Source organism: Halomonas sp. SCS19, assembly GCF_040147015.1.
GTDB lineage: Bacteria > Pseudomonadota > Gammaproteobacteria > Pseudomonadales > Halomonadaceae > Halomonas > Halomonas litopenaei.
On sequence record NZ_JAMSHN010000001.1, the window covers coordinates 3,219,533 to 3,243,026 of the forward strand.

Consider the following 23,494-nt stretch of genomic DNA (forward strand, 5'->3'; position numbering starts at 1 on the left):
AAGGTGCAATACCCTAAAGGTCTTTGAAAGATCATTCAAATTCAGCATGGGCGCACGTTGACTGAATCGAGAAAGCCCCGATGGGTGCGGTATTGGGTAGAAGTGGGGGAGAAGCCCATGCCGGAACGGCATGGGCAAGGGGAGCTATTTCCCTGTCGCGCTTCCTGTCGCGGTCAGTATCGGCGCCGCTCAGCGTACCCGCGTCAGCCGGATCAGACGACCGGGATCGCTGTCGGTCAGCAGGTAGATGGCGCCGTCGGGGCCGAGTCGCACGTCGCGGATGCGGCCGACCTCGCCATCCAGCACCACCTCGCGCTCGATGATGCTGTCGCCCTCGAGGCGCAGGCGCAGCAGTCGCTCGCCGCGAAGCCCGCCCGCCAGCAGATCGCCCTGCCAGGCGGGAAATTCTTCACCGCTGACCACGGCGAGCCCGGACGGCGCAAAGCGTCCTTCGAACACATGCGCCGGATCGCGCATGCCCGGGGCACTGTCGACGCCCAGCGGCAGGTTGGTGGCGTAGTCGCGTCCGCGGGTCACCTCGGGCCAGCCGTAGTTCTCGCCGGGCAGAATACGATTGAGTTCGTCGCCGGTGCGCGGGCCATGCTCGGTCGACCACAGGGTGCCGTCGGCAGCCTGGGCAAGGCCCTGAGGGTTGCGGTGGCCGATCGAGTAGACCTCGGGGGCCGCGTCATCGTCGAAGCCCGGATTGTCCGGCGCGGGATCGCCGTCTGCGGTCAGCCTGAGCAGGCTGCCGGCGTGGTCTGCCGGGTCCTGGGCGCGGCTCTTGCTGACGCCGCGATCGCCGATGGTCAGCCACAGCAGGCCCTGGTCGTCGAACAGCAGGCGGCCACCGTAATGGCGGCCTGGCGTGGAAAAGCGATTCTGCACAAAAATTGGCGTTATCGCGCCCAGGGCGTCGTCCTCGAACCTGACCCGTGATACCGCCGTGGCGTCGTCCGAGTCGCCGTCCTTGCCGGGCTGCGCCCAGCTGAAGTAGAGCCAGTCGTGGGTGCCATCGCCGAATTGCGGATGCAGCGCCAGGTCAAAGAGCCCACCCTGGCCGCGGTGTGAGACCTGGGGCAGGCCGTCGAGTCTCTGGACATCACCGTCATCCACCAGCGCCAGGGTCCCGGGCTGCTCGGCGACCAGCATGCGCCCATCGGGCAGAAAGGCCAGCGACCAGGGGGTGTCCAGCTCATCGGTGATCAGCTCGAGCGCGACCGGGTGATGAAGCCCCGGCACCTGCTCGGGCAACGACGCCGCCTGGGCGCCTGCAGGCAATGACAATGTCAGCAGGGCGAGGGTGAGGCTTCGCAACATGGAGACTCCGCACGGCAAGTATGGGTTTCCGGTGGCGGACCGCTTCCCAGTCCCGGGCACGCCGAGCGGCGATGGCGTGCCAGGTCGACGGAGACGCTTTTCCTGCCAAGGTCAACAAGCGTTACAGCAGCAGCGCCAGCAGCACCGGTAGATAGATCAAGGATAGCAGTGTGGAACAGAACACCAGGCTCGCCACATAGGCGGGCTCGCGCTGGGACTTCTGGGCAAACAGATAGTTGAACACCGCCACCGGCATGCTCATCTGCAGCACCAGGATCGCCAGTGCCATGGGGGGCAGGTCAAGCCAGATGCCTATGCCCCAGGCCACGCCCGCCGCCAGGGGGATGCGCAAGAGGCTGAACCAGACGCCCGAGCGCAGGCTTCTGACCTGGATGCTGGCCAGCGACACCCCCAGGGTGATCAGCATCAGCGGCACGGTGAAGGCTGAAATCAGATCGACGCTGTTCTGCAGCCACAGCGGCAGTTCGGTGTCGGTGAACAACAGCGCGATGGAGATCAGGATGGCGTAGACCGTGGGCGTCTTGACCAGCGACTTCAGCGGATTGCCGCGACTGGCCAGCATGGTGCCCAGGGTGAACTGGAACAGCGACACCGTCACCATCACCGTGATGCCGAAGGCGAAACCTGCCTCGCCGAAGGCGTAGAGGATCACCGGTAGCCCCATGTTGCCGGTGTTGGGGTACATGGTGGGAGCCAGCAGTACCCGCCAGTCCTTGCGCAGCACCAGCGCCAGCACGAAGGCCAGCGCGGCCATGGCGCACAGCACCAGGGCGGCTGCCAGCATGGTGCGACCGAAGCTCGAGGCGTCGATCTCGGCGCCCGCCAGCGAGGCGATCACCAACGCAGGCGTACCGATGTTGAACACCAGTTTGGTGACGAAGGCCACTGGATAGTCGAAACCGCGGCGGATCCAGAAGAATCCGAGACCGGCGCCGGTGATCACCGGCGCCATCACGGCGAAGAGTTGGGCAAACATGCGAGGATCTATCTCCTTATCGGTCGACACCCGGGGCCTTGGCACCCTGTCGGTCTGGAGTACGCTGCCGGCCAGTGACGCCGACAGCAGGCGCGGCTTGCCGGGCCTGTCGAGAGCGAGCGGCCTGGTGCTCCAGCGACATCGTCAAGCGCTCTATCAGACCCGCCATCAGCCGGTACTCGGCGCTGTCATTCGTCTGCTGTTCAAGCGTCTGCAGCAGCCGGTTGCCGTATTCACGAGCTCTATCTGGTGCGTGGCCTCTGGCGCTGGCGCCGTAGTCGTCGGCGAGGGCGGCGGCAAGGTCGTCAAGGGCGAGGTCGAGCGCGTCACTGCGCCCGCCCAGGCGCCGCCGCAGATTGAGGCTGGCGTAGCCAAGGTCCAGCCCCACCAGGCCCAGCGAAAATAGATAGCGGCGTTCTTCCGGGAGACTGTCGTCGTGCTGGGCGAGCCTGAGTAGGCGGTCCGCCATGGTACCACCGAAGCGTGACTCGGCTTCATGGAAGCTACGCCGGTGAAGCCCGTGGAGGTCGTTCACCGTGGCGCTGACCAGCCGGTGCTTGCGAATGGTGGTGGGGAGTCCTGGCGCCAGGCGAAAGGCCATCACCACGGTGGAGAGCCCGAGCAGCAGGGCGATAGCGCGGCCGAGAAAGCCATCGATGGAAAAGTCCATGCCGTTGCCGGGCATGGTCAGCAGGATGTTGCCGATGGTGAAGGCCAGGCAATAGCCCATCAAGCGGGGGTTGGCGGCGCCCAGCAGACCCAGGAACAAGGGTGGCATGAACACCAGCGCGAGGGTGACGAAGTCGTTGGCCTGGGCCAGCAGTACATGGCCGAACAGCAAGGCGCTGGGCACCGCCGCCAGCATCCCCTTGAGGAAGGTGGTGGCGACCGCTGCCGGATTGTCGCGGGTCGCGAAGAAGGCCGAGAACAGGGTGCCGACCAGCATCGCGATCTGACCATTGTCCCAGGCGGTGTAGCGCCAGACGATGGCCAGCAGGGCGAACACCAGTCCGGCTCGCAGTCCGTTGAGGGCGGCTTCCAGATGATCCCGGTGAAAGGCCAGCGCCGGCGCCTTGAGGCGGCGTTTGCCGGGGGTGTGGATCGCCTCCCGCGCATCGAGGATGACCAGGGCGTGGCCGAGGGCCTCGCGCAGGCCGAGATGGATGCGCCGTTGCAGCAGCGCCTCTGGTGACTCGGTAGTGCGTGTCGGTGCGGGATCGCTGGTGTTAGGCCCACTGGGACTGTGCCCATACTGGGCTGTGGTTTGGCCTGGGGTCTGGTCCGAGGCCTGGTCTAGGGCCAGGTCTGGGGCCGGGGCTATGCCCTCGTCCGAGTCTGCGGCCATGCACTGAAGGGCGCGATGCCTGAGCGCCTGCAGCCGCTGGCGGGCCTGGGCCACGCCGCTGCCCTCGGCGCTGTGGCGCAGGTCATTGGCCATGTCCTCGATCAGGCGTTTGGTGGGCGTTGGCAGCTCGCCGCCGTGGGAGCGCAGCAGTTGCTGCAGCGCGTGGAGGATCGCCAGCAGTCGGGCAGTGCGCACCGTCAGCACATGGCTGGCGCGTAGCCGGCCGATGCCTTCCGGGCCTTCGTAGCGTGCCGCCTGACTGTCGGATTCCAGCTGGGTCAGGGGTTGCAGACTGGCGGTCAGGGTGGCTTGCAGGGCAGCGATATCGGCGCTGTTGTCCAGGCGCAGGGCGCCGTGCAGGAAGGCCTGATTGACCACCCGATCGGCCAGGCCGGCGAGATGATCACGGACCTGAATCGGCCACAGCAAGGCGCTGACCAGGGTGGCGCAGATGGCCCCCAGCGCCAGCTCCGACAGGCGCGCCACGGCCACCGCGAACAGACCCGTGGGGGCGCTGGCGGTGATGATCACGATCAGCATGGCGGTGACGGCCGCCATGATGCAGCCGAAGGAGGCGTTGTTGCGGGTCACCGAGGCGGCGTAGGCGCACAGGATGATCCAGGCGGTCAGACAGATCAGTGCAGGTGTCGGCGACTGCACGAACAGCGACATGATGGCGATGCCGGCGAGGCAGCCGACGACGGTGCCGGTGATCTGGCTGATGCCTTTCTCCAGCACCATGCCGCTCATCGGGCGAATCTGCAGAAAGGCGGCGGAAATCAGCGCCCAGTAGGGACGATCGAGGTCGCACCAGAGGGCAATGTACAGCGCCAGACCCATGGCCAGGGTGGCCTTGATGGCGAACTTGACCGCACTGGCCGGCGGCGTCAGGTAGGCCTGCCACCATACCGAAAAAGGCATTAGCGAGGCTCGGGCCGGACCCGCACCGTGGCGGTCATGCCGGCGCTCAGGTCGAGGTTCGTCGGCACCTCGTCGAGGGCGATGCGTACCGGGATGCGCTGGGCCAGGCGCACCCAGCTGAAGGTGGGCTCGACCTGGGGCAGCAGCTGGTCGTTGGGGGTGGCGTTGTCATTGGCGATGGCTCGTCCGATGCTGTCGACGTGGCCATCCAGCTCGAGGTTGCCGCTCATCAGAATGACCTTGGCTGGATCGCCCACGGCCAGGGCAGGGCGCTTGGTCTCCTCGAAGTAGGCGGTGACGTAGTAGGAATCTTCCACCACCAGCGCCATGACCGAGGTGCCCCGATTGACGTAGTTGCCCTGAGTGAGCTTGAGGTTGATCAGGTGTCCCGAGGCCGGGGCGGTGACCTCGGTGCGCTCCAGGTCCAGGCGGGCGCTGGTCAGGTCACTGCGGGCCTGGTCGAGGGCGGCGGCGGCGACATCGCGGTCACGATTGGCGCTTTCGCGATTCTCGGCGCTGATCGCCTGGCGGCTGAGTTGCTCTCGCCGCGACGCCTCGTGTTCCTTCAGTGCAAGCTCGGCCTCACGCTGGGCGACGATGGCAGAGGCCTTGGCCAGGGCGGCCTGGTAGCGAGCATCGTCGATACGAAACAGCACCTGGCCTTTTTCAACGTGGTCGTTGTCGTCGACCGCAAGGGCGATCACCCGGCCCGAGACGTCGGGTGCCACGGTGATGATGTCGGCGCCGACTCGGGCGTCACGGGTCCAGGGGCTGTACAGATAGTAGCGCCATAGCCACAGTCCGGCAGCCACGGCGGCGGCGACCACCGCCAGGGTGATCAGCACGCGCAGGGTCTTGCGCATTCAGGCGCCTCCGCTGGCAAGCGCACCCCACCAGGCGACCCCGGCGGTGCACAGAACGAAAAGAGAGGTGTCCAGCCACGCCTCGTACCACAGCCGAGAGGTGCCGCATAGGCGGTGCAGGGCGAAGCGCAGTACTGCGGCGAGCAGCAGTCCGATCAGGGCGTAGACCAGCAGTGGGCTGAAATAGATACCGCCAAGCGCGACTTCCTTGAGCGCCATGCTGGGCCTCCCCGGGATTCAACCGTGCGGTTGTGAATCGTGTAACCGAGACCAAGCGTAGCAAACATGCAAGCAGGGCGGGAGGGGCTCACCCCGCCTGACGGCGGGGCAGGGCGGTGGTCTCCAGGGCTCGCCAGGCGTCCGGCACGGCGTCGCGCAGATGGTCGAGCAGGGCGCTGACCTTGCGCGGCTGATGGCCGAAACCGTAAAGCAGGGTCACCGGCAGCGGTGCCAGCGACCAGTCTTCCAGGCAGCGCACCAGTTCGCCGGGGTGATGGCGTTCGCGGGCTTCGGTGGTCCACACCGGCAGGATGCCGAGCCCGCGTCCCCGGGCGATGGCGTCGATATGCAGCATCGACTGGTCGACGCGAAAGCGTGACGCCGGTGGCTGGAAGTGCACCGTGCCGCCGTGACGGTGGGACAGGGTGATGCCGCCCTGACTGTCGCCCATCAGGTCGATCCAGGCGTGATGGCCAAGGGCGTCGGGTGCCTCCGGGGTACCGTGCTTCGCCAGATAGTCCGGATGAGCGTAGATGCCGCGCTCCAGCGCGCCGAGGCGCTCCTGGCGCAGGTTGCCCTCGTCGGTCTCGCCAAGCCATACGCAGATGCCCTGGAAGTCGGGATCCCGTGGTGCCGTTTCGCCGGTACTCAGCGTCAGGCGTATCGCCGGATGACGTTCCAGAAAGGTCTCCATCACGCCGCCCAGCCAGCTTCGCGTCAGGGTGCGATGGGCTTCGACATGAAGCTCGCCGCTGACGTCCTCGCGCAGGCTGTCCAGGGTGCGCTGACCCTGTTCGGCCAGTTCCAGGATTTCCCGACTGATCACGTAGTAGCGCTGTCCGGCCTCGGTGGGCAGGAGCTGGTTGGCCTGACGCTTGAGCAGCGGCTGGCCCAGCCGCGACTCGAGCTGGCTGATTCGCCGGCTCAAGGTCGACTTCGCCAGACCGAGCTGGATGGCGCTCTGGGTCAGGCTTCCGGTCTCCATGACGCGGTTGAAGGCAAGCAGTTCGTCGAGATCTGGCATGGCATCACGCAAGCGGGAAGAGGGGCAACACGAACCGCCAGTATGCCACGGGATCGTGCGGATGAAAATCATTCTCCCTTGTGCTGGCGGCCTCTACCGCATGCCCAGCCGTGCACTTCCTGCGCGTGGTGCGACGCAAGCCGGGGGGGGGCAGGCGGGCAAGGCGAGTAGGGGCGGGCGAATCAGGCAGGCAAGCCAGCTACGGGAGGGGGTTGCGAGAGTTGCAACGTCACGTTCACGAGCAATTGTGCAACTTTGATGGAAGAATCTAAATGATAAATATTCACATTCATTGTTGTGCGCAGGTCGTCTCGACCCAGGGCGGCGGTCCTGAAACGCCAGCCATTGCGCGTGCCACCGGGTGGCTTGCCACCCCTTTTCGGAGTCATGAAGAAGATGTTGCCTCAGCGCTTGTCAGCTCAACCTCTGCCGTCTCAAAACCTGTCTGCTCGTTGCCTGTCGCTTCACCCTCTGTCGCTTCACCCGCTATCGCTTCACATTCGCCGCCTGGCGGCGGGGCTGTCGGGGATCGCCCTGTGTGGCGCAGTGCCGGCGCTCGGCGCCGAAGACATGGCGCTTGATGACGTGGTGGTCACCGCCTCAGGCTTCGATCAGAGCGTGGCCGATGCGCCGGCCTCGATCAGCGTGGTGACCCGGGAGGATCTGGAGAAGCGCTACTACCAGGACGTCACCGACGCCCTGCGTGACGTGCCCGGGGTGATCGTCACCGGCGGCGGTGGTGGCGACAACGGCTACGACATCAGCATGCGCGGCATGCCCGCGGAGTACACCCTGCTGCTGATCGACGGGCGCCGCGTCAGTACCCGTGAGACCCGCCCCAACGGCAGCGCCGGCTTCGAGCAGGACTGGCTGCCGCCGCTGCAGGCCATCGAGCGCATCGAGGTAGTGCGTGGTCCCATGGCCACCCTCTACGGCTCCGATGCCATCGGCGGGGTGATCAACGTCATCACCCGCAAGGTGGCCGATGAGTGGCACGGCAACCTGCAACTCGACACCATGCTGCAGGAAGACAGCGCGTCCGGCGACAGCCGCCAGGCCAACTTCTATACCTCTGGTCCGCTGGTCGAGGGGCTGGCCGGGCTGACCCTCTACGGCCGTGCGACCCAGCGCGATGAAGACAATATCCTCTATGGCTACGAGGACAAGCAGGTCCAGAGCCTGACCGCGAGGTTGTCGCTGACACCCAGCGTCAACCACGACCTGGCGCTGGAGGCCAGTCGCACCGAGCAGCAGCGCGAGGCGCTGGTGGGCAACAGCGTCGATCCGGACGGTTGTCGTGGCGCCTGTGAGGACAGCTTCGACGACTACACCCAGGAGTACGTCGCCCTGACCCATACCGGGCGTTTCTCCTTCGGCACCAGCGAGACCTATGTCCAGCGCGAGGTGTCCGAGAACGAGACCCGCGAGATGGAGATCACCAACACCAACGCCAAGTCGAGCCTGGTGGTGCCGCTCGGTGCCCATATCGTCACCGTCGGCGCAAGCTTCGAGGAAGAGGAGCTGGACGATCGTACCTCGAATCAGATATCGGATCTCACCAATGTCCGCAACAGCCAATGGGCGCTGTTCGCCGAGGACGAATGGATGCTGCTCGACGACTGGTCGCTGACCGGTGGCGTGCGCATGGATCATGACGAGAACTACGGCTCCGAGATCAGCCCACGGCTTTACAGCGTGTGGCACATGACCCAGGACTGGACCCTCAAGGGTGGCGTGTCCACCGGCTATCGCTCGCCGGACCTCAGGGAAATCACCCCGGACTGGGGCCAGGTCAGCCGCGGCGGTGACGTTTACGGCAACCCGGATCTCGAGCCGGAGACCTCGCTCAACAAGGAGCTGGGCCTTCTCTATAACGGGACTGGCGGGTTGTCGGCCAGCGCCACGCTGTTCCACAACGACTTCGACGACAAGATCACGCGGATCGAGTGCCCGGCCGACGTCTGTACCGACGGCCCCAACCAGTTCGGCAGCAACCCCACCTATCGGGTCAACGTCGACGAAGCGGTCACCCAGGGGGTGGAGCTGTCACTGTCGACGCCGCTTGGCGACTCGCTCGAGCTGTCGGCGAGCTACACCTACACCGACTCCGAGCAGAAGAGTGGCGAGTACGAGGGCGAGCCTCTGACTCAGCTGCCGGAGCACGAGTTCTCGGCCAGTCTCGACTGGGAGATCAACGATCGCCTGTCCCAGTGGACCCGGGTCACCTACCGTGGCGACGAGAGTCAGCCCACCACCGGCCCGTCCCAGAGTGAAATCGTCGCGCCGGACTACACCTTCGTCGACACCGGCCTTGGCTATCAGTTGACCGACGCCGCCCGCGTCAACGTCGGCATCTACAACCTGTTCGATGAAGACATCGACTACGACGAGTATGGCTACGTCGAGGATGGCCGCCGGCTGTGGCTGGGGCTGAACGTCGATTTCTGACCCTCTGAGGGACCAAGGCAAGAAATGAGAATGCCTGTCCGCCATGATCGAACGCATCGTTGCGCGAGCCTGGACGAGAAGGGCAGGTATTCTCAAACGAGATTGATTACTATAAGCGTCAATAGTGATGCCCCGCCCCATTGCGGGGGAACCGACAAGGAAGATGAGCATGCGTGGAATGTCACCCCTGGCCCGAGGCGCCGTCGCGCTGGGCCAGAAAGTAGGTCCGGGGATCGGCCTGGCACTCGGACTCAGCCTGGTCACCCTGGGGGTGGCCAGCGCCCAGGAGGAACCTCGCGTCCTCGACACCGCCTTCGGTGAGGTCGAGATCCAGGGCCAGCCCGAGCGGGTTGTCACGCTCTACGAAGGGGCACTGGACACCTCCCTGACCGCCGGGGTGACGCCGCTTGGCGCGGTGGCGACCCGCGCCGCCGAGGACGTGGCCGACTACCTGAAGGATGAGGTGCCCGACATCCAGATCGTGGGCACCGCCGGCGAGGTCAATGTGGAAGCGGTGGTCGGTCTCGAGCCGGACCTGATCCTGGCTTCCTCGCGACTGTCCGAGGATACCTACGCGCTGCTGTCGCAGCTTGCCCCCACCGTGGTACCGGCGACCGAGGGCTTCGACCCCGAGGCCTGGAAGGACGAGGCGCGGCTGTTCGGCAGGGCGCTGGGCCATGAAAGCGAGATCGATCGCGCCATCGAGACGGTCGAAGCGCGCGCCGCCGAGCTCGCCGCTACCTTCGAGGCACAGACGTCCCAGGACAACGCCTTCCTGATTCGCTGGATGCCCCAGGGGCCGCTGGTGATGTCCACCGAGCTTTTCACCACCGGCCTGCTCGCCGCCGCCGGCCTCGACGTCCAGGACGATCAGCTGGTGCCGCAGGGACGGCCCCACAGCGACCCGCTGAGCCTGGAGGCGCTGTCCCGGGTCGACGGTGACTGGCTGTTCGTCGCGACCCTGGACGCCAACGGGGCCGAGGCGCTGGATCAGGCGATGCAGAGCGACGCCTTCAAGCGTCTGGCGGTGGTCGGCAACGACCGTGTGGTAGCGGTGGACGGCCAGTTGTGGACCAGTGCCAGCGGTCCCATCGCTGCCCAGGCGGTGCTCGATGACATCGAGCAGGCCCTGGAGGGCGTCGTGACACCGTGAGTGCAGAGCGCAGCTTACCCGCAAGAATACTGTTCGGCCTTGTCGTTCTGCTTGGGCTCGCCATCATGGCGAGCCTTGTCGTGGGTGCCGGGGAGATCGGCCCGGTGCCGTCGTTTCAGGCGCTGCTGGGCCTGGGCAACGAGGAGGCACGCTTCGTGGTGTGGGACCTGAGGCTGCCGCGGACCCTGGTCGGCCTGGTGGTCGGGGTGGCGCTGGGTGTCTCCGGTACCCTGCTGCAGTCGATCACCCGTAATCCCCTGGCCGAGCCGGGCCTGCTCGGCGTCAGCGCCGGCGCCGCCTTTGCCGTCGCGCTGATGTTGCTGCTGGGTGGCAGCCTGCTGGAGCTGCGCATCGGCGTGGCCCAGCTGGGGGCCTTGCTCGGCTGTCTGTGCGTGCTCGGGGTCAGCCGCATCCGTGGGCTCGGCGCCGATCCGGTGCGCCTGGTGCTGGCGGGGGCGGCCTTTTCGGGGCTGCTTGGCGCGATGACCTCGTTGATCCTGATCACCGACCGGCGCGCCGCCGACGAGATTCGTTTCTGGGTGGTGGGTAGCCTGTCGGGACGGCGGCTCGACGACCTGCTGGCGGTACTGCCAAGCATGGCGCTGGCGGCGCTGGTGCTGGTGATGGTGGTGCGGCCGCTGGCCAGCCTGGCGCTGGGCGAGCGCGCCAGCGCCGGTCTCGGTAACCATCCGGGGCGACTGCGGCTATTGGCCATCCTGATCGTCGCCCTGCTGGTGGGCGGGGCCACCGCCATCGCCGGGCCGATCGCCTTCGTCGGCCTGGTGGTGCCCTTTATCGCCCGTGCCATCGCCGGCCCGGAGCTGCGTCGCACCCTGTGGCTGTGCCTGCCGCTGGGGCCTCTACTGGTGCTGACCGCCGACGTGATCTCGCGCCGCCTGGTGGCGCCCTCGGAGATGCCGCTGGGGGTGCTGACCGCGCTATGCGGGGCGCCGGTGCTGATCAGCGTCGTCCGCGCCCGCCGCCTGCCGAGCCTGTGACCATGCTGGATGATCGTTCCTTGTCTGCCGCCGCCACCCGCTCGCCGGATGTATATCGCGACTGTCACGGCCGCCGCGATGCCAGCGCCACCCCCGACGGCATGTGGCTGCTGCGCAGTGGGCGGTTCAGCCTGCTGGTCGATCGACGCCAGCTTTTCGGCGCCCTGTTGCTCGCTGTCTTGCTGGTCGGGGCGAGTCTGGCCTATCTGTGCCTCGGCGAGAAGCCGCTGTCGCCGGGTAAAATCTGGGCGGTCATCAATGGGCAGGGCGCGATGCTCGATACCTTCGTGGTGGAACAGCTCCGCCTGCCACGGCTGTTGGCGGCGCTTGCCAGCGGCGCCGCCTTCGGGCTGTCGGGCTGCCTGATGCAGACGCTGGCGCGCAACCGTCTGGCCACGCCCGGCATCATCGGCATCGACAACGGTGCCACCGCCTTTGCGGTGGCCTCGGTGGTGGGGATGGGCTTGAGCCTGGCGCCTTCTGCCATGGCGTTGACCGGGGCGGCCACCGCAGCGGCCCTGACCTTCGGGCTTGCCGCCGGGGGCGGTGCCAAGGGCGGTGCCAAGGGCTATCGCTTTATCGTCGCCGGCATCGGCGTCGGGGCGATCTTCGCCGCGGTGACCCAGCTGATACTGTCGCGTGCCGCCATCGATGCGGCCAACGCCGCCTACCCCTGGACCGTGGGCACCCTGAACTCACGGCCGGCCGGAGCCGTCGTCGTTCTCGCCATCGGTCTTGCGCTGCTCACCCCGGTGGCGCTGTGGCTGTCGCGCTCGCTTAGCCTGATGCGTTTCAGCGACGCCGTGGCACTCGGCCTGGGGACGCCGCTCAAGCGTCGCAGGCTGCAGGTACTGGTGGTATCGGTGGCGTTGACGGCGCTGGCGGTATCGGTGGCGGGGCCGGTCGGCATGGTGGGGCTTTTGGGTCCGGAAATCGCGCGCCATCTGTGCGGCAACCGTCAGGTCCCGCTGACCGCTGCGGCCCTGGCCGGGGCGGCGGTGATGGTGCTGGCCGACCTGGCGGGACGATTGATGCTGGCGCCGCTGGAGCTGCCGGTGGGCATCGTCACCGCCGTGGTCGGTGGCCCCTGGCTTCTGTGGATACTGATTCGCCGCTGAATTCATATTGACCCGCTCCCGGGCCAATGGCGGCCGGGGGCGCTTGTGCAAGGGGACCTTGATGTCACTGACGCTGTCTTCACGATCCGATGGGATTCCCCGGGCTGAGGTGGCTTCGCACCCGGATTCGGGCCAGCAGCGGGACACCGCAGTGCCGCATCCCTATGTGGTCGAGGACCTGGTGCTCTGCCACGGCCGTCACAAGGTCATCGATGGTCTCGACCTGACGATCCCGCGGGGCAAGCTCACCGCCATCGTCGGCCCCAACGGCTGCGGCAAGTCGACGCTGCTGGCCGGGCTGTCCCGCCTGCATGCACCAAGTGGCGGGCGCGTCTGGCTCGAAGGCCAGGACCTCAAGCGGTTTGCGGCGCGCAAGCTGGCCCGCTGCATCGCCCTGTTGCCCCAGGAAGCGTCGGCACCGGAGGGGCTGAGCGTCAGCGATCTGATTCGCTTCGGGCGCCAGCCCCACCAGGCCTGGTATCGCCAGTGGAGCGAGGAGGACCAGGCGGTGGTGGCACGCGCCATCGCCGCGGCGGGGCTTGAGGACCTGGCCGAACGCGCCCTCGATACCCTGTCCGGCGGTCAGCGCCAGCGCGCCTGGATCGCCATGACCATCGCCCAGCAGACACCGATCATTCTGCTCGACGAGCCCACCTCGGCGCTGGATCTGGGTCACCAGCTGGAGGTCTTCGAACTGCTGCATCGGCTGGTGGAGCGAGGGCGTACGGTGATCATGGTGGTCCACGATCTTTCCAGCGCCTGCCGCTACGCCGATCACCTGGTCGCCATGCGCGATGGGCGCCTGGTGGCAGAGGGCGAGCCGGAAAAGGTGGTGACGCCGGCACTGGTCAGGCAACTCTATGACGTGGACTGCTCGCTGGTGGAAGACCCGCTGACCGGCAAGCCATTGCTGGCCGGGCTTAGTCGGAGAGCTTAATCGTCGGCAGGTCTTGGTCGGCAGGTCTTGGTCAGAAGGGCCTAGTTGGCGCGAGGCCTAGTCGCCAGGTCTTGGTCGGCAGGGCCTGGTTGGCGCGAGGCATAGTCGGCGCGAGGAATAGTCGGCGGCGGGTCATGGTTGGCGGGGCCGAACGGGTATGCAGGCCTTTAGGGAAGTGAATTCGGGGAGCCAAACGCAACACACCCGGCGCGAAGGCCAGGTGTGTTCTCTGGCTGACGGGCGCTGCCCGTCAGCTTCGGATCGCTCTTAGTTGGTAGCGTCCTGAGCGGCGTCCTGGGCATTGTCGCCCGCGCCTTCGATGGCGTTGCCGGCGCTGGTCAGGGCGTTGGCGGTAGCAGACTTGGTGGTCTGCCAGGCGCTCTGGGCGCCTTCCTTGGTGTCCATCCAGGCCTGCTGAACGCTGGACTTGGTCTGGTTCCACCAGGTATCGGTGTATTCGGGCAGCTGGGACACCTCGTCCTGAGTCATGTCCAGATGAACGCTGTACTCGATGTTGTCGAGGCTGTCGCCGTTGGCAGTCTGCACGGTGAAGTTGCCGGTTTCGACCACATACTCGTTGCCGCCGAGGTCAAGCAGGTCGCCCGCTTCGACGACGATGGCGCGGACCTTCATGTCATTGTCGAGAAGGATGTCCTCGACTTCGCCCACTTCATCCTCGCTCGAACCCTTGGCGAAAACGTCGGCGTCCATCAGCTCATCGGCGGAGTAGAGGCCCTGAGCCTGCTGCTGGTTACCGGCGCCATTATTCTGAGCGGTGTTCTGCTCGGCGAAGGCGTTGGTGCCCACGGCCATGGTGCCGGCGAAGACGGTGCTTGCGATAGCGGTAGTCAGCAGATTCTTGCGGATCATTCCATTTCTCCTTCTCGCGGATGGTTCCAGCGATGTCATCGGTCGCAGCGGGTTCCTGTGCTGCGACTTGCGATGTTGCACGAATCATTGTGGAGGTTATGTACAAGATTTCAAGCCAGTCTTGTGAAAGAAACATGCAAGGCTCTGTTGCCTATCGATGACGCCGCCATAGAGCTTGTTTCAAACGTGCACGAAAGAGCCGACCTGGCGCTATTTCAGGGATGATCCCTGTTTGAAAAGTCAGGTGCGCATGCGGCTTTCCATGGTGTGTTGCCTCTGGGACAATACCGGCCCCTTGCCCGCATTATCATGGCCAGGGCGACGATCGACACCGTTTAAGCGGTGCGAAAGCGCCGTCCGGCCCGCCCCTCGAGGTCCTGTTTCGTGGAATTGTTGAGCGTCGTCTTTCGTCATTATCGCTGGCCCTTTATCGGCGTCATGCTGCTGAGCCTTGCCAGTGCCGGACTGGGTATCGGCGCCATCGCCTTTATCAACCGCCGCTTGATCGAGGTGTCCGGAGATGCGCTCGGCGTGCTGCCGCAGTTTCTCGGGGTGATCGTGGCATTGCTGGCCGTGACTCTGGCCTCTCAGCTGGCCTTGACCACCCTGGGGCATCATTTTGTCTATGGCCTGAGAGGCCGCCTGGTCAAGCAGATCCTCGATACCGATATCGAGCGCCTCGAACGCCTGGGCAGCGCCGAATTACTGGCCAGTCTGTCCAGCGATATCCGCAATATCACCATCGCTTTCGTACGTCTGCCCGAGCTGGTTCAGGGCATCGTGCTGACGCTGGGCTCGGCGTTGTATCTCGGCTGGCTGTCCCCCGGGCTGCTGTTGGTCACCGCGCTGTGGGTCACGCTGACCATGGCAGGAGGGGCCTGGCTGGTAGGGCGGGTCTACCGCCATCTGGCCCAGGTTCGTGCGACCGAAGATTCGCTCTATCGCGACTATCAGGCGGTCATCGATGGACGCAAGGAACTGGCGCTCAATCGTGCCCGGGCGCGAGCCCTGTTCGAGGACACCTACGACCATGATGCCCGCCGCTATCGTCACCATGTCATCCGCGCCGACACCTATCACCTGAGCGCGGTCAATGTCTCCAATATCATGATGCTCGGCGCCATCGGGGTGGTGTTCTATCTGGCCAATGGGCTTGGCTGGGCCACCACCGAGGTGGCGGCGACCTTCTCGTTGACCTTGTTGTTCCTGCGTACCCCGCTGATCTCGGCGGTGGGCGCACTGCCGACGCTGCTAAGCGCCCAAGTGGCCTTCGACAAGCTGCGTGGACTCGATCTGGCCGAGGCCAAGGGCGACTTCGGGGTGCAGGAGGCAGATGGCGAGCGTTGGCAGCGACTGCACCTTGAAGGCGTGGCCTTTCGCTACCCCGAGCCCGCTAAAGCGTCCGACGAAGACGACGGGGCAGGACGAGCGTCGAAAGGCCCGGGTTTCGCCGTGGGGCCGCTGGACCTGACCCTGCGGCGTGGTGAACTGGTATTTCTGATCGGCGGCAACGGCAGCGGCAAGTCGACCCTGGCGAAGCTGCTGACCGGTCTCTACCGGCCCCACCAGGGGCGTCTCTTGATCGACGACCAGGAGGTGGGGGCCGCTGAGATGGGCGCCTATCGCCAGCGCTTTTCCGCGGTGTATACCGACTTCCACCAGTTCGACACCCTGATAGGCCCCGGCGGTGACAAGGCCGACCCCGCGATGGTCGAGGACTGGCTCGAGTACCTGGCGATGCGCGAGAAGCTTCACTTCGACGGCCAGCGGGTCACCAACCCGGAGCTGTCCCAGGGGCAGCGCAAGCGGCTGGCGCTGTTGATGGCGGTGGCCGAGGAGAGAGATATCCTGCTGCTCGACGAATGGGCCGCCGACCAGGACCCGCAGTTCCGACGGGTGTTCTATCGTGAGCTGCTGCCGCGACTCAAGGACATGGGCAAGACGGTGTTCGCCATCAGCCACGACGACCACTACTTTCAGCACGCCGACCGGTTGTTCGAGATGCGCGCAGGGCAGCTTGTCGAACTCACCGGGTCCAGCCGCGAGGCCGCCAGTCGTGATGCCGTGGCCCGGCTCGATCCGCTGTAGGGCGATTCGCTCAGCCGGTAGAGCGCTCTCGCCACCATCCAGCGGTTCATCCATCCCCCCTGCCTGGCTCCCTCGCACCCGAGCACGGCTTGTTCGGGCTTTCGTGTGCCTGTGGTTAATGGGTCGCTCTGGTGTCGCTGATGGCGCGAGGTGGTTTCGCAGCCCTTGATCGACATCGGCCTTTGGCGGGATTTCTGTAAATGAAAGCTGGTCTTGATTGCGTGTAAAAATGAAAACAATTAGCATGCCGCAGATGTTTCACGAACGTTCAACGTCGTTCGTTGTCGTCTTCGATGCGCTCCGAGGCCTACCGCATGCAACCCGCCAGTCCCCGTCCATCCGCCAGCTCACTGTTCACCGACTTCCTGCCCGGCAGCCCTGTCTCCCGTCGCCCGCTTGCCATCGCCGTGCGCCTCGCGCTGGGGCTGGCCCCACTTGCCGGGGCGGGGATGGCGTTTGCCCAGGAGGAGGCGGTCACCGAGGTGACGAGCGACACCATGGTGGTGAGCACCTCGGCGCTGAAGGTCGAGACCCCGGTGCTCGAGACGCCTCGGGCTACCTCCCAGGTCTCCCGCGAGGAACTCGATAACCGCCAGGTCAACAAGTACGACGAGGTGCTGCGCTACCGCAGCGGTGTGGTATCCCAGCCGTTCGGCCAGGACAACAAGGCCGAGTGGTTCTATATTCGCGGCTTCAATGGCGAGGACTCACTGTACCAGGATGGCCTGCGTCAGTTTCGTGAGGGCGGCTACTTCTGGTGGAGCACCGAGACCTTCGGCCTCGAGAGCGTCGAACTGCTCAAGGGGCCGGCCTCGATCCTCTATGGCGAGGCGCCTCCCGGGGGTGTCATTAACGCCATCAGCAAGCGTCCCACCGACGAGCCTCAGGGGCTGATCGAATTGCAATACGGCAGCGACGACCACGAGCAGGTGGGCGTCGACGTCTCGGGGCCTGTGGCAGGGCGCGATGATGTGCGCTATCGCATGGTCGGACTGTTCCGCGAGAATGATGGCCAGATCGAGGACACCGACAATCAGCGGGTCTATCTGGCGCCGAGCCTGGAGCTCGATCTGTCGCAGGATACCAGCGTCACCTTTCTGGCCAGCTACCTGAAGGACCACGGCACGCCTACCAACGGCTTCAAGCTGCCCTACGGCACCGTGGACAACACCCCCTTCGGCAAGCTCGACCCCGAGGACAACCTGGGAGAGCCGGACTACGAGCGCCAGGAACACGAGCAGTGGGCGCTGGGCTACGAACTGTCCCACCGTCTCAACGATACCTGGGACATCGAGCAGAACTTCCGCTACAGCCATCTGGATCTGCTCGAGCGTGACGTCTATGTGTCCTACCTGCTGGACGACCGCAACGCCCAGCGCGGCCTGACCTATCGCGACGGCGACTTCGACGCGGTCACGGTGGATACCCGCGCCATCGGCCGCTGGTACAGCGATCGCACCGAGAACACCCTGCTGGTCGGCGTCGACTACCAGGATCTGGATATTGACTACGACAACTACGACGATTTCGCCTTCGGTTCGCCTTTCGACATCTTCGATCCGGAGTACGGCAACTTTACTCCGAGCTCCCGAAATGGAACCGATCACGAGGAAGGCAAGGAACAACTCGGCTTCTACGCCCAGAACCAGCTTCGTCTGGATGACCGCTGGATCTTCCTGGCCGGCCTGCGTCATGACAGCGTGGACGTGACCAACCGCATCGACGGGGAGGACAACGGTGGCGGCAGCGAGGACGAGACCACCTTCTCCGGCGGCGTGATGTACCTGGGCGACTACGGCATCTCGCCCTACTTGAGCTACAGCGAGTCCTTCTCACCGCAGATCGGCACCGATCCGGATGGTCGTGCCTATCGTCCCAGCGAGGGCGAGCAGTGGGAAGTCGGCGTCAAGTATGCCCCGGACTGGCTGGATGGCTATATTACTGCTGCGGTGTTCGACCTCGAGGAAAGCGATACCCTCTATACCAGCGGTGAGTCGGCCAACCGCCAGGGCGGTGAGCGCGAGTCCCAGGGTTTCGAGATCGAGGGGGTGGGCTATGTCACCGACGACCTCAAGGTCACCGCCGCCTACACCTATACCGACGTACGCGTCGATATCAGCCGTGAGGAGCGCGACCTGCGCGCCGGCCTGATCCCGCGTAACCAGGCCTCGTTGTGGTTGGACTACGCGGTCCCGGGAGCGCTGCACGGTCTGAACCTGGGGGGCGGTGTGCGCTATGTGGGCGAGACCAAGGACAGCCCGCGCTACTCTGATGCCACGGTGGACTCCTACACCCTGTGGGACGCCAAGGTCAGCTATGACATCACGCCCCAGTGGACCGCCCAGGTCAACGTCAACAACCTGACCGACGAAGAGTACGTTTCAGGCTGCGAATACTGGTGCTACTACGGCGAGGAGCGCAGCGTGGTCGGCAGCATCAAGTACCGCTTCTGATCCAGTGGCGGGCTTCCAGCCCCGCTGATCAACTCGCTGAATCGAGACGCCCGACCGGTTTTCCCGGTCGGGTGTCTTGGCATGGAGGCTGCCGGTGGAAGAACAGCGGGCCTAGGCGGTCCGAGTGTTATCGCTATTCCTGTCTTTCTATAGCCATATCTCTCTATCTTTCTATCTCTCTAGCTCTGGCCCTAGCCGTCCTCCGCCGTTACCCCGGCCCGGGCCAGGCGCTCGCCGTCGGCGACGTCGCCGAAGCGCTCGAGCAACAGTTTTAGCTTGGGGGTGATCCAGCGTTCGCAGAAGGGCCGCGACGGGTCGCTGTAGAAGTAGTCCTGGTAGTCCTCCTTCGAGGCGCGAAAGTCCACCAGCGGCAGTACTCGGGTGAGCAGGGGCGCGTCGAAGTCATCCTGCAACTGGGCCAGGGTGTCTCGAGCAGAAGCTGCCTGAGACTCGGTCAGCACATAGACCGCAGAGCGATAGCGGTCGCGGCGCTGGTGGTCTGCGGTGGCCCGGTGGGTGTAAAGGTGGATCTCGATCAGCACGTCGAGGGGCAGGCGAGAGGGGTCATAGTCCACCACCACGGCTTCATGAAAGTCCGAGTGCTCGCCGTCGGCGGCGACCCAGCCCTGGTGGACGGATTCGACCCCGCGCAGCGACTGATAGACCGCCTCCAGGCACCAGTAGCAGCTACCGCCGAGGGCCAGACGGGCGAGGGAAGGACGGAGCAGGGGCAGGCTGTCGTGCATCGGGATTCCCTCGTTGGCGGAGCGGCTTTGTCACCGAAGACGCCTTTAGCTTACAACTTTCGCAGCCCCCACATGAAGTAGCTGCCGCCGATCAGCGAGGCGACCAGGCCTGCCGGGATCTCTTGGGGAAACAGCAACTGGCGGCCGACCCAGTCGGCCAGCACCATCAGCAGCGCCCCGATCAGCGCCGCCCCGGCCAGGTGCGCGCGTGCCCGGGACAGCCCCAACAGACGTGCCATATGAGGCGCCAGCAGGCCGACAAAGGACAACGGACCGACGATCAGGGTGGCCACCGCGGTCAGTATCGCCACCGTCGCCAGCAGGCCCAGGCGGGCGCGCTCGACGTGGATCCCGAGCGCCTTGGCGGTGGCAGCGCCCAGCGGCAGGATATCCAGCCAGCGAGTCAGCGCCTGAGCGGCGACGGCGGCCAGCGCCCCGATACCCAGTACCACCAGCGCCGAGACCGGGTCGACGTAGTAGGTCGACCCTGACAGCCAGGCGATGACCTGCTGGCCACGTGGGTCGCCGCCGGCCAGCACGATCGAGCGCACCGCGTCGAACAGCGCAGTGATGGCCACGCCGCTGAGCAGCAGGCGTTCTGGCTGGAAGCCGCTGGCGCGATTGAGCGCCACCAGCACGCCGAGCACGACCAGCGCACCGACGGTGCCGGCGCCCACCAGCGTCAGGTTGCTCGGCGCTGGCACCAGGAAGATGGTGAGAATCAGCGCAATCGCCGCACCACCGCTGATGCCCAGCAGTTCCGGGCTCGCCATGGGATTGGCGGTGACCCGCTGGATCAGGGTGCCGGCGATGGCCAGCAGGGCGCCGCTGCCGGCGGCGGCGAAGATGCGCGGCCAGCGCCAGTCGAGAACGTCGCTGTGAAGGCTCAATGCCCAGCCGCTGCTGGACTGGCCGATCAGAATGCCGACCAGGGTCGCCAGCGCCAGCAGCACGGCGAGCACCAGCAGCAGGCGCCCGGGTGCCTCGGCACGCAGGGCCTGCGGGTTCGAACTGGGCGGCGGACGCCGGGCGGTCAGGCGCAGGCGCGGGATCAGCCATAGCAGCAGCGGTGCCCCCAGGGCGGCGGTGGTCGCCCCGGTGGGCAGCAGGGTAGGCAGGGCGTCGACGCCGCCCTGGAGGACCAGGTCGGTGATCGCCAGCAGCAGCGCGCCGAACGCGATCGACCAGCCCAGCCGCGCCGGCAGACGCCGGGCACCGGCCATGCGCGCGATATTGGGCGCCGCCAGGCCGATAAAGCCGATGATGCCGACCACCGCCACCACACAGCCGGTGATGAAGACCGCGAGACCCAGCCCGCCCAGGCGCAGCCATTTGAGCGAGACGCCGAGGCTGCGTGCGCTGGCATCGTCCAGCTCCAGCAGCGCCAGCGGGCGCAGCAGCCAGATGGCAAGAGCGCCGGCGATCACCAGACGTGGCAACAGGTAAAGCACGCCGTCCCAGCCGTTCTGGGCCAGTGAGCCGGCGCCCCACACCAGCACGCCCTTGAGCGCCTCCTGGTTGAACAGCAACAGCACCACCGCCAGGGCGCCGAAGTAGAGGTTGACCACCAGGCCGCCGAGTACCACGACGCCGGGTGACAGGCCACGGCGCCAGCCGAGGGCGAACACCAGCCCCATGGCCAGGCCTCCGCCGGCCAGCGCCACCCACTCGCGGCCCAGCACCAGCAGGCCAGGCGCCATCAGGGTGGCGACCATCAGTGCCAGGTTGGCACCGCTGGCCACCCCCAGGGTGGTGGGGGCGGCCAGTGGATTGCGCAACACCTGCTGCATCAGCACCCCGGCCAGCCCCAGGGCGCCGCCGGCGCTCAGCGACATCACCAGGCGCGGCCACCAGCTATAGTGCAGCACCAGCGACTCCGGGTCTGGCGGTTCATTGGCGCCGAGCGCCCCCGAATCGGTCAGGGCAGCAAGCGCCGCCAGGGGGCCGCCCAGCTCGGCCAGGGAGTAGAAGGCGGCCAGCATGCAGGCCACCGCCAGCACCAGGCCGGTGATGCCCAGCGCAGTGGTACGGCGGGCGCGGGATTCAGCGGCGAGCATCGGTATTTCCTTGTGCCTGATCCGGTGTGGTGGCCTGTTCGTTGATGTCGAGGGCGCTGGTGTCGAGAGCGCTGGTATCGGAAGCGCTGGTGTCGGGAGTGTGGGTATCGGGAGCGCGGGTATCTGGCATGTTGCTGGAGAGGGCGTCCCCCAGCAGGGTGGCAAAGCGCCTGGCCGAGGGCAGGGCACCGAAGCTCCACACCGGTGGCAGGGTGACGACGTCGTCGCGCTGGACGCTGCCCAGATGGCGCCACAGGCCACTGTCGGCCAGCGCCTCGCGGACCCCGGCGATATAGGGTTCGACCACCACGATGCGGGCCTCGGGATAGTTGGCCAGCTGTTCGATGCCGATCAGGCTGAAGCCCCAGGCGTTGGTGGTGCCCTGCCAGGCGTTGGTCAGGCCCATGCGCGTCAGCACCGCCTGGTAGAGGCTGTGCTCACCGAACAGGCGCACGTGGCGTTCATCCATGAACTGGAGCAGCAACAGCGGGCGGGTGTCCTCGGGCAGCCGAGCGGCGATGTCCGCGATGTAGGCCTCGGTCTCCTCGATCAGCGCCTCGGCGGCGTTCTGGCGATCCACCAGTTCGCCGAGATGTCGGGTCAGTGCCAGCGACTGCGACCAGAAGGTGCCCTCGCCGCTGTACATGGCGAGCTGCTTGACCTCGGCGATCGATGAAAGCCGCGGCGCCAGGTTGGCGAACATCGGCGAGATCACGATGGCGTCGGGGTCGAGTTCGGACAGCAGTTCCAGGTTCGGCTGGGTACGCAGGCCGATGTCGGTGGCACCTGGCGGCGCCTCGAGCCCCACCCAGCTTTCGTAGTCGTCGACCTGGGCCAGCGCCACCGGTGGTGCGTCAAGTGCGATCAGCGTCTCGGCCAGGGTCCAGTCCAGGCTGGCGATACGCGGCGTGGCACTGGCCGGAGACGTCAGCAGCCAGGCCGACAGCGCCAGCCACGCCAAGCTATGGTAGCCACCCGAGCGAAAAAGGCCGGAACGCAAGCGCAGGGAAGCCAGGGACACCAGAGAAGGGCGGACAGTCAGAGCACGGCGGACATTCAAGGACAACCTCATTGCACCAGCGCCACCGCGTGTTCGCCGGAGGGATGGGGCATCACCTGCATCGGCACGCCGTAGATGTCCTCGAGCAGGTCGCCGGTCATCAGCGTCTGCGGGTCGCCTTCGGCGATGACGCGGCCGCTGTGCAGGGCGACCAGGCGATCACAGAAGCGTGAGGCCATGTTGATGTCGTGCAACACGATGACCACGCCCAGGTCGAGCTCCCGCGACAGCTTGCGTACCAGGGTCATCACTTCCACCTGATGGGCGATATCCAGCGCCGCCAGTGGCTCGTCGAGCAGCAGCAGGCGGCTGCCCTGGGCCAGCAGCATGGCCAGCCACACCCGGGTACGTTCGCCGCCGGACAGGGTGTCCACCAGGCGATCGGCAAAGCCCTCGGTGTGGGTCAGCGCCATGGCTCGGGCCACGTGTTCGTGATCGTCGCGCCGCGAGCGACCCAGGAGCCCCTTCCAGGGGTAACGACCAAAGGCGATCAGCTCGCGACAGGTCAGGCTTTCGGCACTGGGCAGGTGTTGCGGCAGATAGGCCACTTCGCGGGCGAAGGCGCGGCGACCCCAGGCTTCGAGCGGCTGGCCGTTGAACAGGATGCGCCCCTCGCTGGCCGGCTGTTGCTGAGCCATCAGCTTGAGCAGGGTCGACTTGCCGGAGCCGTTGTGGCCGATCAGTCCGTGGACCCGGCCGGCATCGAAGCTCAGGCTGGTCGGCGACAGCAGGGTCTTGCCCGGGATCGCGAAGGAAGCGGACTGAAGATCGAACATGAAAACGGCTCCGCTGGGTGACTTGGGCAGGGTGGCTTGGGCTGGCTGGTCCGGGCAGGAAAGATAATGGATAGGAATGGTTATCAATTTGTTTGTTATTG

Annotated in this window: 18 protein-coding genes; 7 read left to right on the forward strand and 11 right to left on the reverse strand. The window is 66.0% G+C overall.

The window, feature by feature from the left end; translation table 11 throughout:
* Window positions 1-189: 189 nt before the first annotated feature.
* From NFH97_RS14030 to NFH97_RS14055, 6 genes are all read right to left on the reverse strand, one after another.
* On the reverse strand, window positions 190-1,320 hold the full coding sequence (locus tag NFH97_RS14030) for a PQQ-dependent sugar dehydrogenase (protein WP_052704292.1): 1,131 nt from the start codon (window positions 1,318-1,320) through the stop codon (window positions 190-192).
* A 121-nt stretch (window positions 1,321-1,441) separates the two neighbouring features.
* Window positions 1,442-2,317 (reverse strand): AEC family transporter, encoded by an 876-nt coding sequence (locus tag NFH97_RS14035; RefSeq protein WP_349624974.1) that lies wholly within the window; start codon window positions 2,315-2,317, stop codon window positions 1,442-1,444.
* A 16-nt stretch (window positions 2,318-2,333) separates the two neighbouring features.
* Window positions 2,334-4,583: an FUSC family protein gene (locus tag NFH97_RS14040; protein ID WP_349624975.1), complete on the reverse strand. Its 2,250-nt coding sequence runs from the start codon at window positions 4,581-4,583 to the stop codon at window positions 2,334-2,336.
* A complete protein-coding gene (locus NFH97_RS14045; RefSeq protein WP_045992013.1) occupies window positions 4,583-5,446 on the reverse strand; it encodes an efflux RND transporter periplasmic adaptor subunit in 864 nt (287 codons plus the stop codon). The genes NFH97_RS14040 and NFH97_RS14045 overlap by 1 nt, the downstream gene beginning before the upstream one ends.
* Window positions 5,447-5,665 carry a DUF1656 domain-containing protein gene (locus NFH97_RS14050; protein WP_108132484.1) on the reverse strand — a complete coding sequence of 73 codons (219 nt, stop codon included), beginning with the start codon at window positions 5,663-5,665 and terminating at the stop codon, window positions 5,447-5,449.
* Window positions 5,666-5,753: 88 nt separating this feature from the next.
* Window positions 5,754-6,689 (reverse strand): LysR family transcriptional regulator, encoded by a 936-nt coding sequence (locus NFH97_RS14055; RefSeq protein WP_124803206.1) that lies wholly within the window; start codon window positions 6,687-6,689, stop codon window positions 5,754-5,756.
* 570 nt (window positions 6,690-7,259) lie between these two features.
* On the opposite strand from NFH97_RS14055, the gene NFH97_RS14060 reads away from it, so the two are divergent.
* The 5 genes from NFH97_RS14060 (at window position 7,260) to NFH97_RS14080 (ending at window position 13,343) form a co-directional block, all read left to right on the forward strand.
* Complete coding sequence (locus tag NFH97_RS14060; RefSeq protein WP_502878711.1) at window positions 7,260-9,137, forward strand: ligand-gated channel protein; 1,878 nt, start codon at window positions 7,260-7,262, stop codon at window positions 9,135-9,137.
* Between the two features lie 169 nt (window positions 9,138-9,306).
* Window positions 9,307-10,290 carry an ABC transporter substrate-binding protein gene (locus NFH97_RS14065; RefSeq protein WP_349624976.1) on the forward strand — a complete coding sequence of 328 codons (984 nt, stop codon included), beginning with the start codon at window positions 9,307-9,309 and terminating at the stop codon, window positions 10,288-10,290.
* Between the two features lie 29 nt (window positions 10,291-10,319).
* Window positions 10,320-11,288: a FecCD family ABC transporter permease gene (locus NFH97_RS14070; RefSeq protein ID WP_502878712.1), complete on the forward strand. Its 969-nt coding sequence runs from the start codon at window positions 10,320-10,322 to the stop codon at window positions 11,286-11,288.
* 2 nt (window positions 11,289-11,290) lie between these two features.
* On the forward strand, window positions 11,291-12,406 hold the full coding sequence (locus tag NFH97_RS14075) for a FecCD family ABC transporter permease (RefSeq protein WP_502878693.1): 1,116 nt from the start codon (window positions 11,291-11,293) through the stop codon (window positions 12,404-12,406).
* Window positions 12,407-12,467: 61 nt separating this feature from the next.
* Complete coding sequence (locus NFH97_RS14080) at window positions 12,468-13,343, forward strand: ABC transporter ATP-binding protein (protein ID WP_083970345.1); 876 nt, start codon at window positions 12,468-12,470, stop codon at window positions 13,341-13,343.
* Window positions 13,344-13,610: 267 nt separating this feature from the next.
* On the opposite strand, the gene NFH97_RS14085 is transcribed toward NFH97_RS14080, so the two are convergent.
* Window positions 13,611-14,213 carry a hypothetical protein gene (locus NFH97_RS14085; RefSeq protein WP_108132487.1) on the reverse strand — a complete coding sequence of 201 codons (603 nt, stop codon included), beginning with the start codon at window positions 14,211-14,213 and terminating at the stop codon, window positions 13,611-13,613.
* Window positions 14,214-14,597: 384 nt separating this feature from the next.
* On the opposite strand from NFH97_RS14085, the gene NFH97_RS14090 reads away from it, so the two are divergent.
* Window positions 14,598-16,301 (forward strand): multidrug ABC transporter permease/ATP-binding protein, encoded by a 1,704-nt coding sequence (locus NFH97_RS14090; protein WP_349591627.1) that lies wholly within the window; start codon window positions 14,598-14,600, stop codon window positions 16,299-16,301.
* A gap of 314 nt (window positions 16,302-16,615) precedes the next feature.
* On the forward strand, window positions 16,616-18,754 hold the full coding sequence (locus tag NFH97_RS14095; RefSeq protein WP_349591626.1) for a TonB-dependent siderophore receptor: 2,139 nt from the start codon (window positions 16,616-16,618) through the stop codon (window positions 18,752-18,754).
* A 191-nt stretch (window positions 18,755-18,945) separates the two neighbouring features.
* Here the strand turns inward: NFH97_RS14095 and NFH97_RS14100 are convergent, their stop codons facing one another.
* From NFH97_RS14100 to NFH97_RS14115, 4 genes are all read right to left on the reverse strand, one after another.
* The gene (locus NFH97_RS14100) at window positions 18,946-19,500 is read right to left on the reverse strand and encodes a peptide-methionine (S)-S-oxide reductase (RefSeq protein ID WP_349624978.1); all 555 of its coding nucleotides are present in this window, start codon (window positions 19,498-19,500) and stop codon (window positions 18,946-18,948) included.
* A gap of 50 nt (window positions 19,501-19,550) precedes the next feature.
* Window positions 19,551-21,557 carry a Fe(3+)-hydroxamate ABC transporter permease FhuB gene (gene fhuB / locus NFH97_RS14105; protein ID WP_124803196.1) on the reverse strand — a complete coding sequence of 669 codons (2,007 nt, stop codon included), beginning with the start codon at window positions 21,555-21,557 and terminating at the stop codon, window positions 19,551-19,553.
* Window positions 21,544-22,518, reverse strand: coding sequence for an iron-siderophore ABC transporter substrate-binding protein (locus NFH97_RS14110; RefSeq protein ID WP_239452531.1), 975 nt, complete (start codon window positions 22,516-22,518; stop codon window positions 21,544-21,546). Before NFH97_RS14110 ends, fhuB begins: the two co-directional genes overlap by 14 nt.
* A gap of 107 nt (window positions 22,519-22,625) precedes the next feature.
* Window positions 22,626-23,393 carry an ATP-binding cassette domain-containing protein gene (locus NFH97_RS14115; RefSeq protein WP_045992323.1) on the reverse strand — a complete coding sequence of 256 codons (768 nt, stop codon included), beginning with the start codon at window positions 23,391-23,393 and terminating at the stop codon, window positions 22,626-22,628.
* Window positions 23,394-23,494: the final 101 nt, after the last annotated feature.

Bases quoted from the DNA above. Each gene is read 5' to 3' on its own strand.
- NFH97_RS14075 (WP_502878693.1), top strand. From the start codon at position 11,291: ATGCTGGATGATCGTTCCTTGTCTGCCGCCGCCACCCGCTCGCCGGAT.
- NFH97_RS14100 (WP_349624978.1), bottom strand. From the start codon at position 19,500: ATGCACGACAGCCTGCCCCTGCTCCGTCCTTCCCTCGCCCGTCTGGCC.
- NFH97_RS14035 (WP_349624974.1), bottom strand. From the start codon at position 2,317: ATGTTTGCCCAACTCTTCGCCGTGATGGCGCCGGTGATCACCGGCGCC.
- NFH97_RS14095 (WP_349591626.1), top strand. From the start codon at position 16,616: ATGCAACCCGCCAGTCCCCGTCCATCCGCCAGCTCACTGTTCACCGAC.
- NFH97_RS14115 (WP_045992323.1), bottom strand. From the start codon at position 23,393: ATGTTCGATCTTCAGTCCGCTTCCTTCGCGATCCCGGGCAAGACCCTG.
- fhuB (WP_124803196.1), bottom strand. From the start codon at position 21,557: ATGCTCGCCGCTGAATCCCGCGCCCGCCGTACCACTGCGCTGGGCATC.
- NFH97_RS14040 (WP_349624975.1), bottom strand. From the start codon at position 4,583: ATGCCTTTTTCGGTATGGTGGCAGGCCTACCTGACGCCGCCGGCCAGT.
- NFH97_RS14085 (WP_108132487.1), bottom strand. From the start codon at position 14,213: ATGATCCGCAAGAATCTGCTGACTACCGCTATCGCAAGCACCGTCTTC.
- NFH97_RS14045 (WP_045992013.1), bottom strand. From the start codon at position 5,446: ATGCGCAAGACCCTGCGCGTGCTGATCACCCTGGCGGTGGTCGCCGCC.
- NFH97_RS14030 (WP_052704292.1), bottom strand. From the start codon at position 1,320: ATGTTGCGAAGCCTCACCCTCGCCCTGCTGACATTGTCATTGCCTGCA.
- NFH97_RS14080 (WP_083970345.1), top strand. From the start codon at position 12,468: ATGTCACTGACGCTGTCTTCACGATCCGATGGGATTCCCCGGGCTGAG.
- NFH97_RS14055 (WP_124803206.1), bottom strand. From the start codon at position 6,689: ATGCCAGATCTCGACGAACTGCTTGCCTTCAACCGCGTCATGGAGACC.
- NFH97_RS14065 (WP_349624976.1), top strand. From the start codon at position 9,307: ATGCGTGGAATGTCACCCCTGGCCCGAGGCGCCGTCGCGCTGGGCCAG.
- NFH97_RS14060 (WP_502878711.1), top strand. From the start codon at position 7,260: ATGGCGCTTGATGACGTGGTGGTCACCGCCTCAGGCTTCGATCAGAGC.
- NFH97_RS14050 (WP_108132484.1), bottom strand. From the start codon at position 5,665: ATGGCGCTCAAGGAAGTCGCGCTTGGCGGTATCTATTTCAGCCCACTG.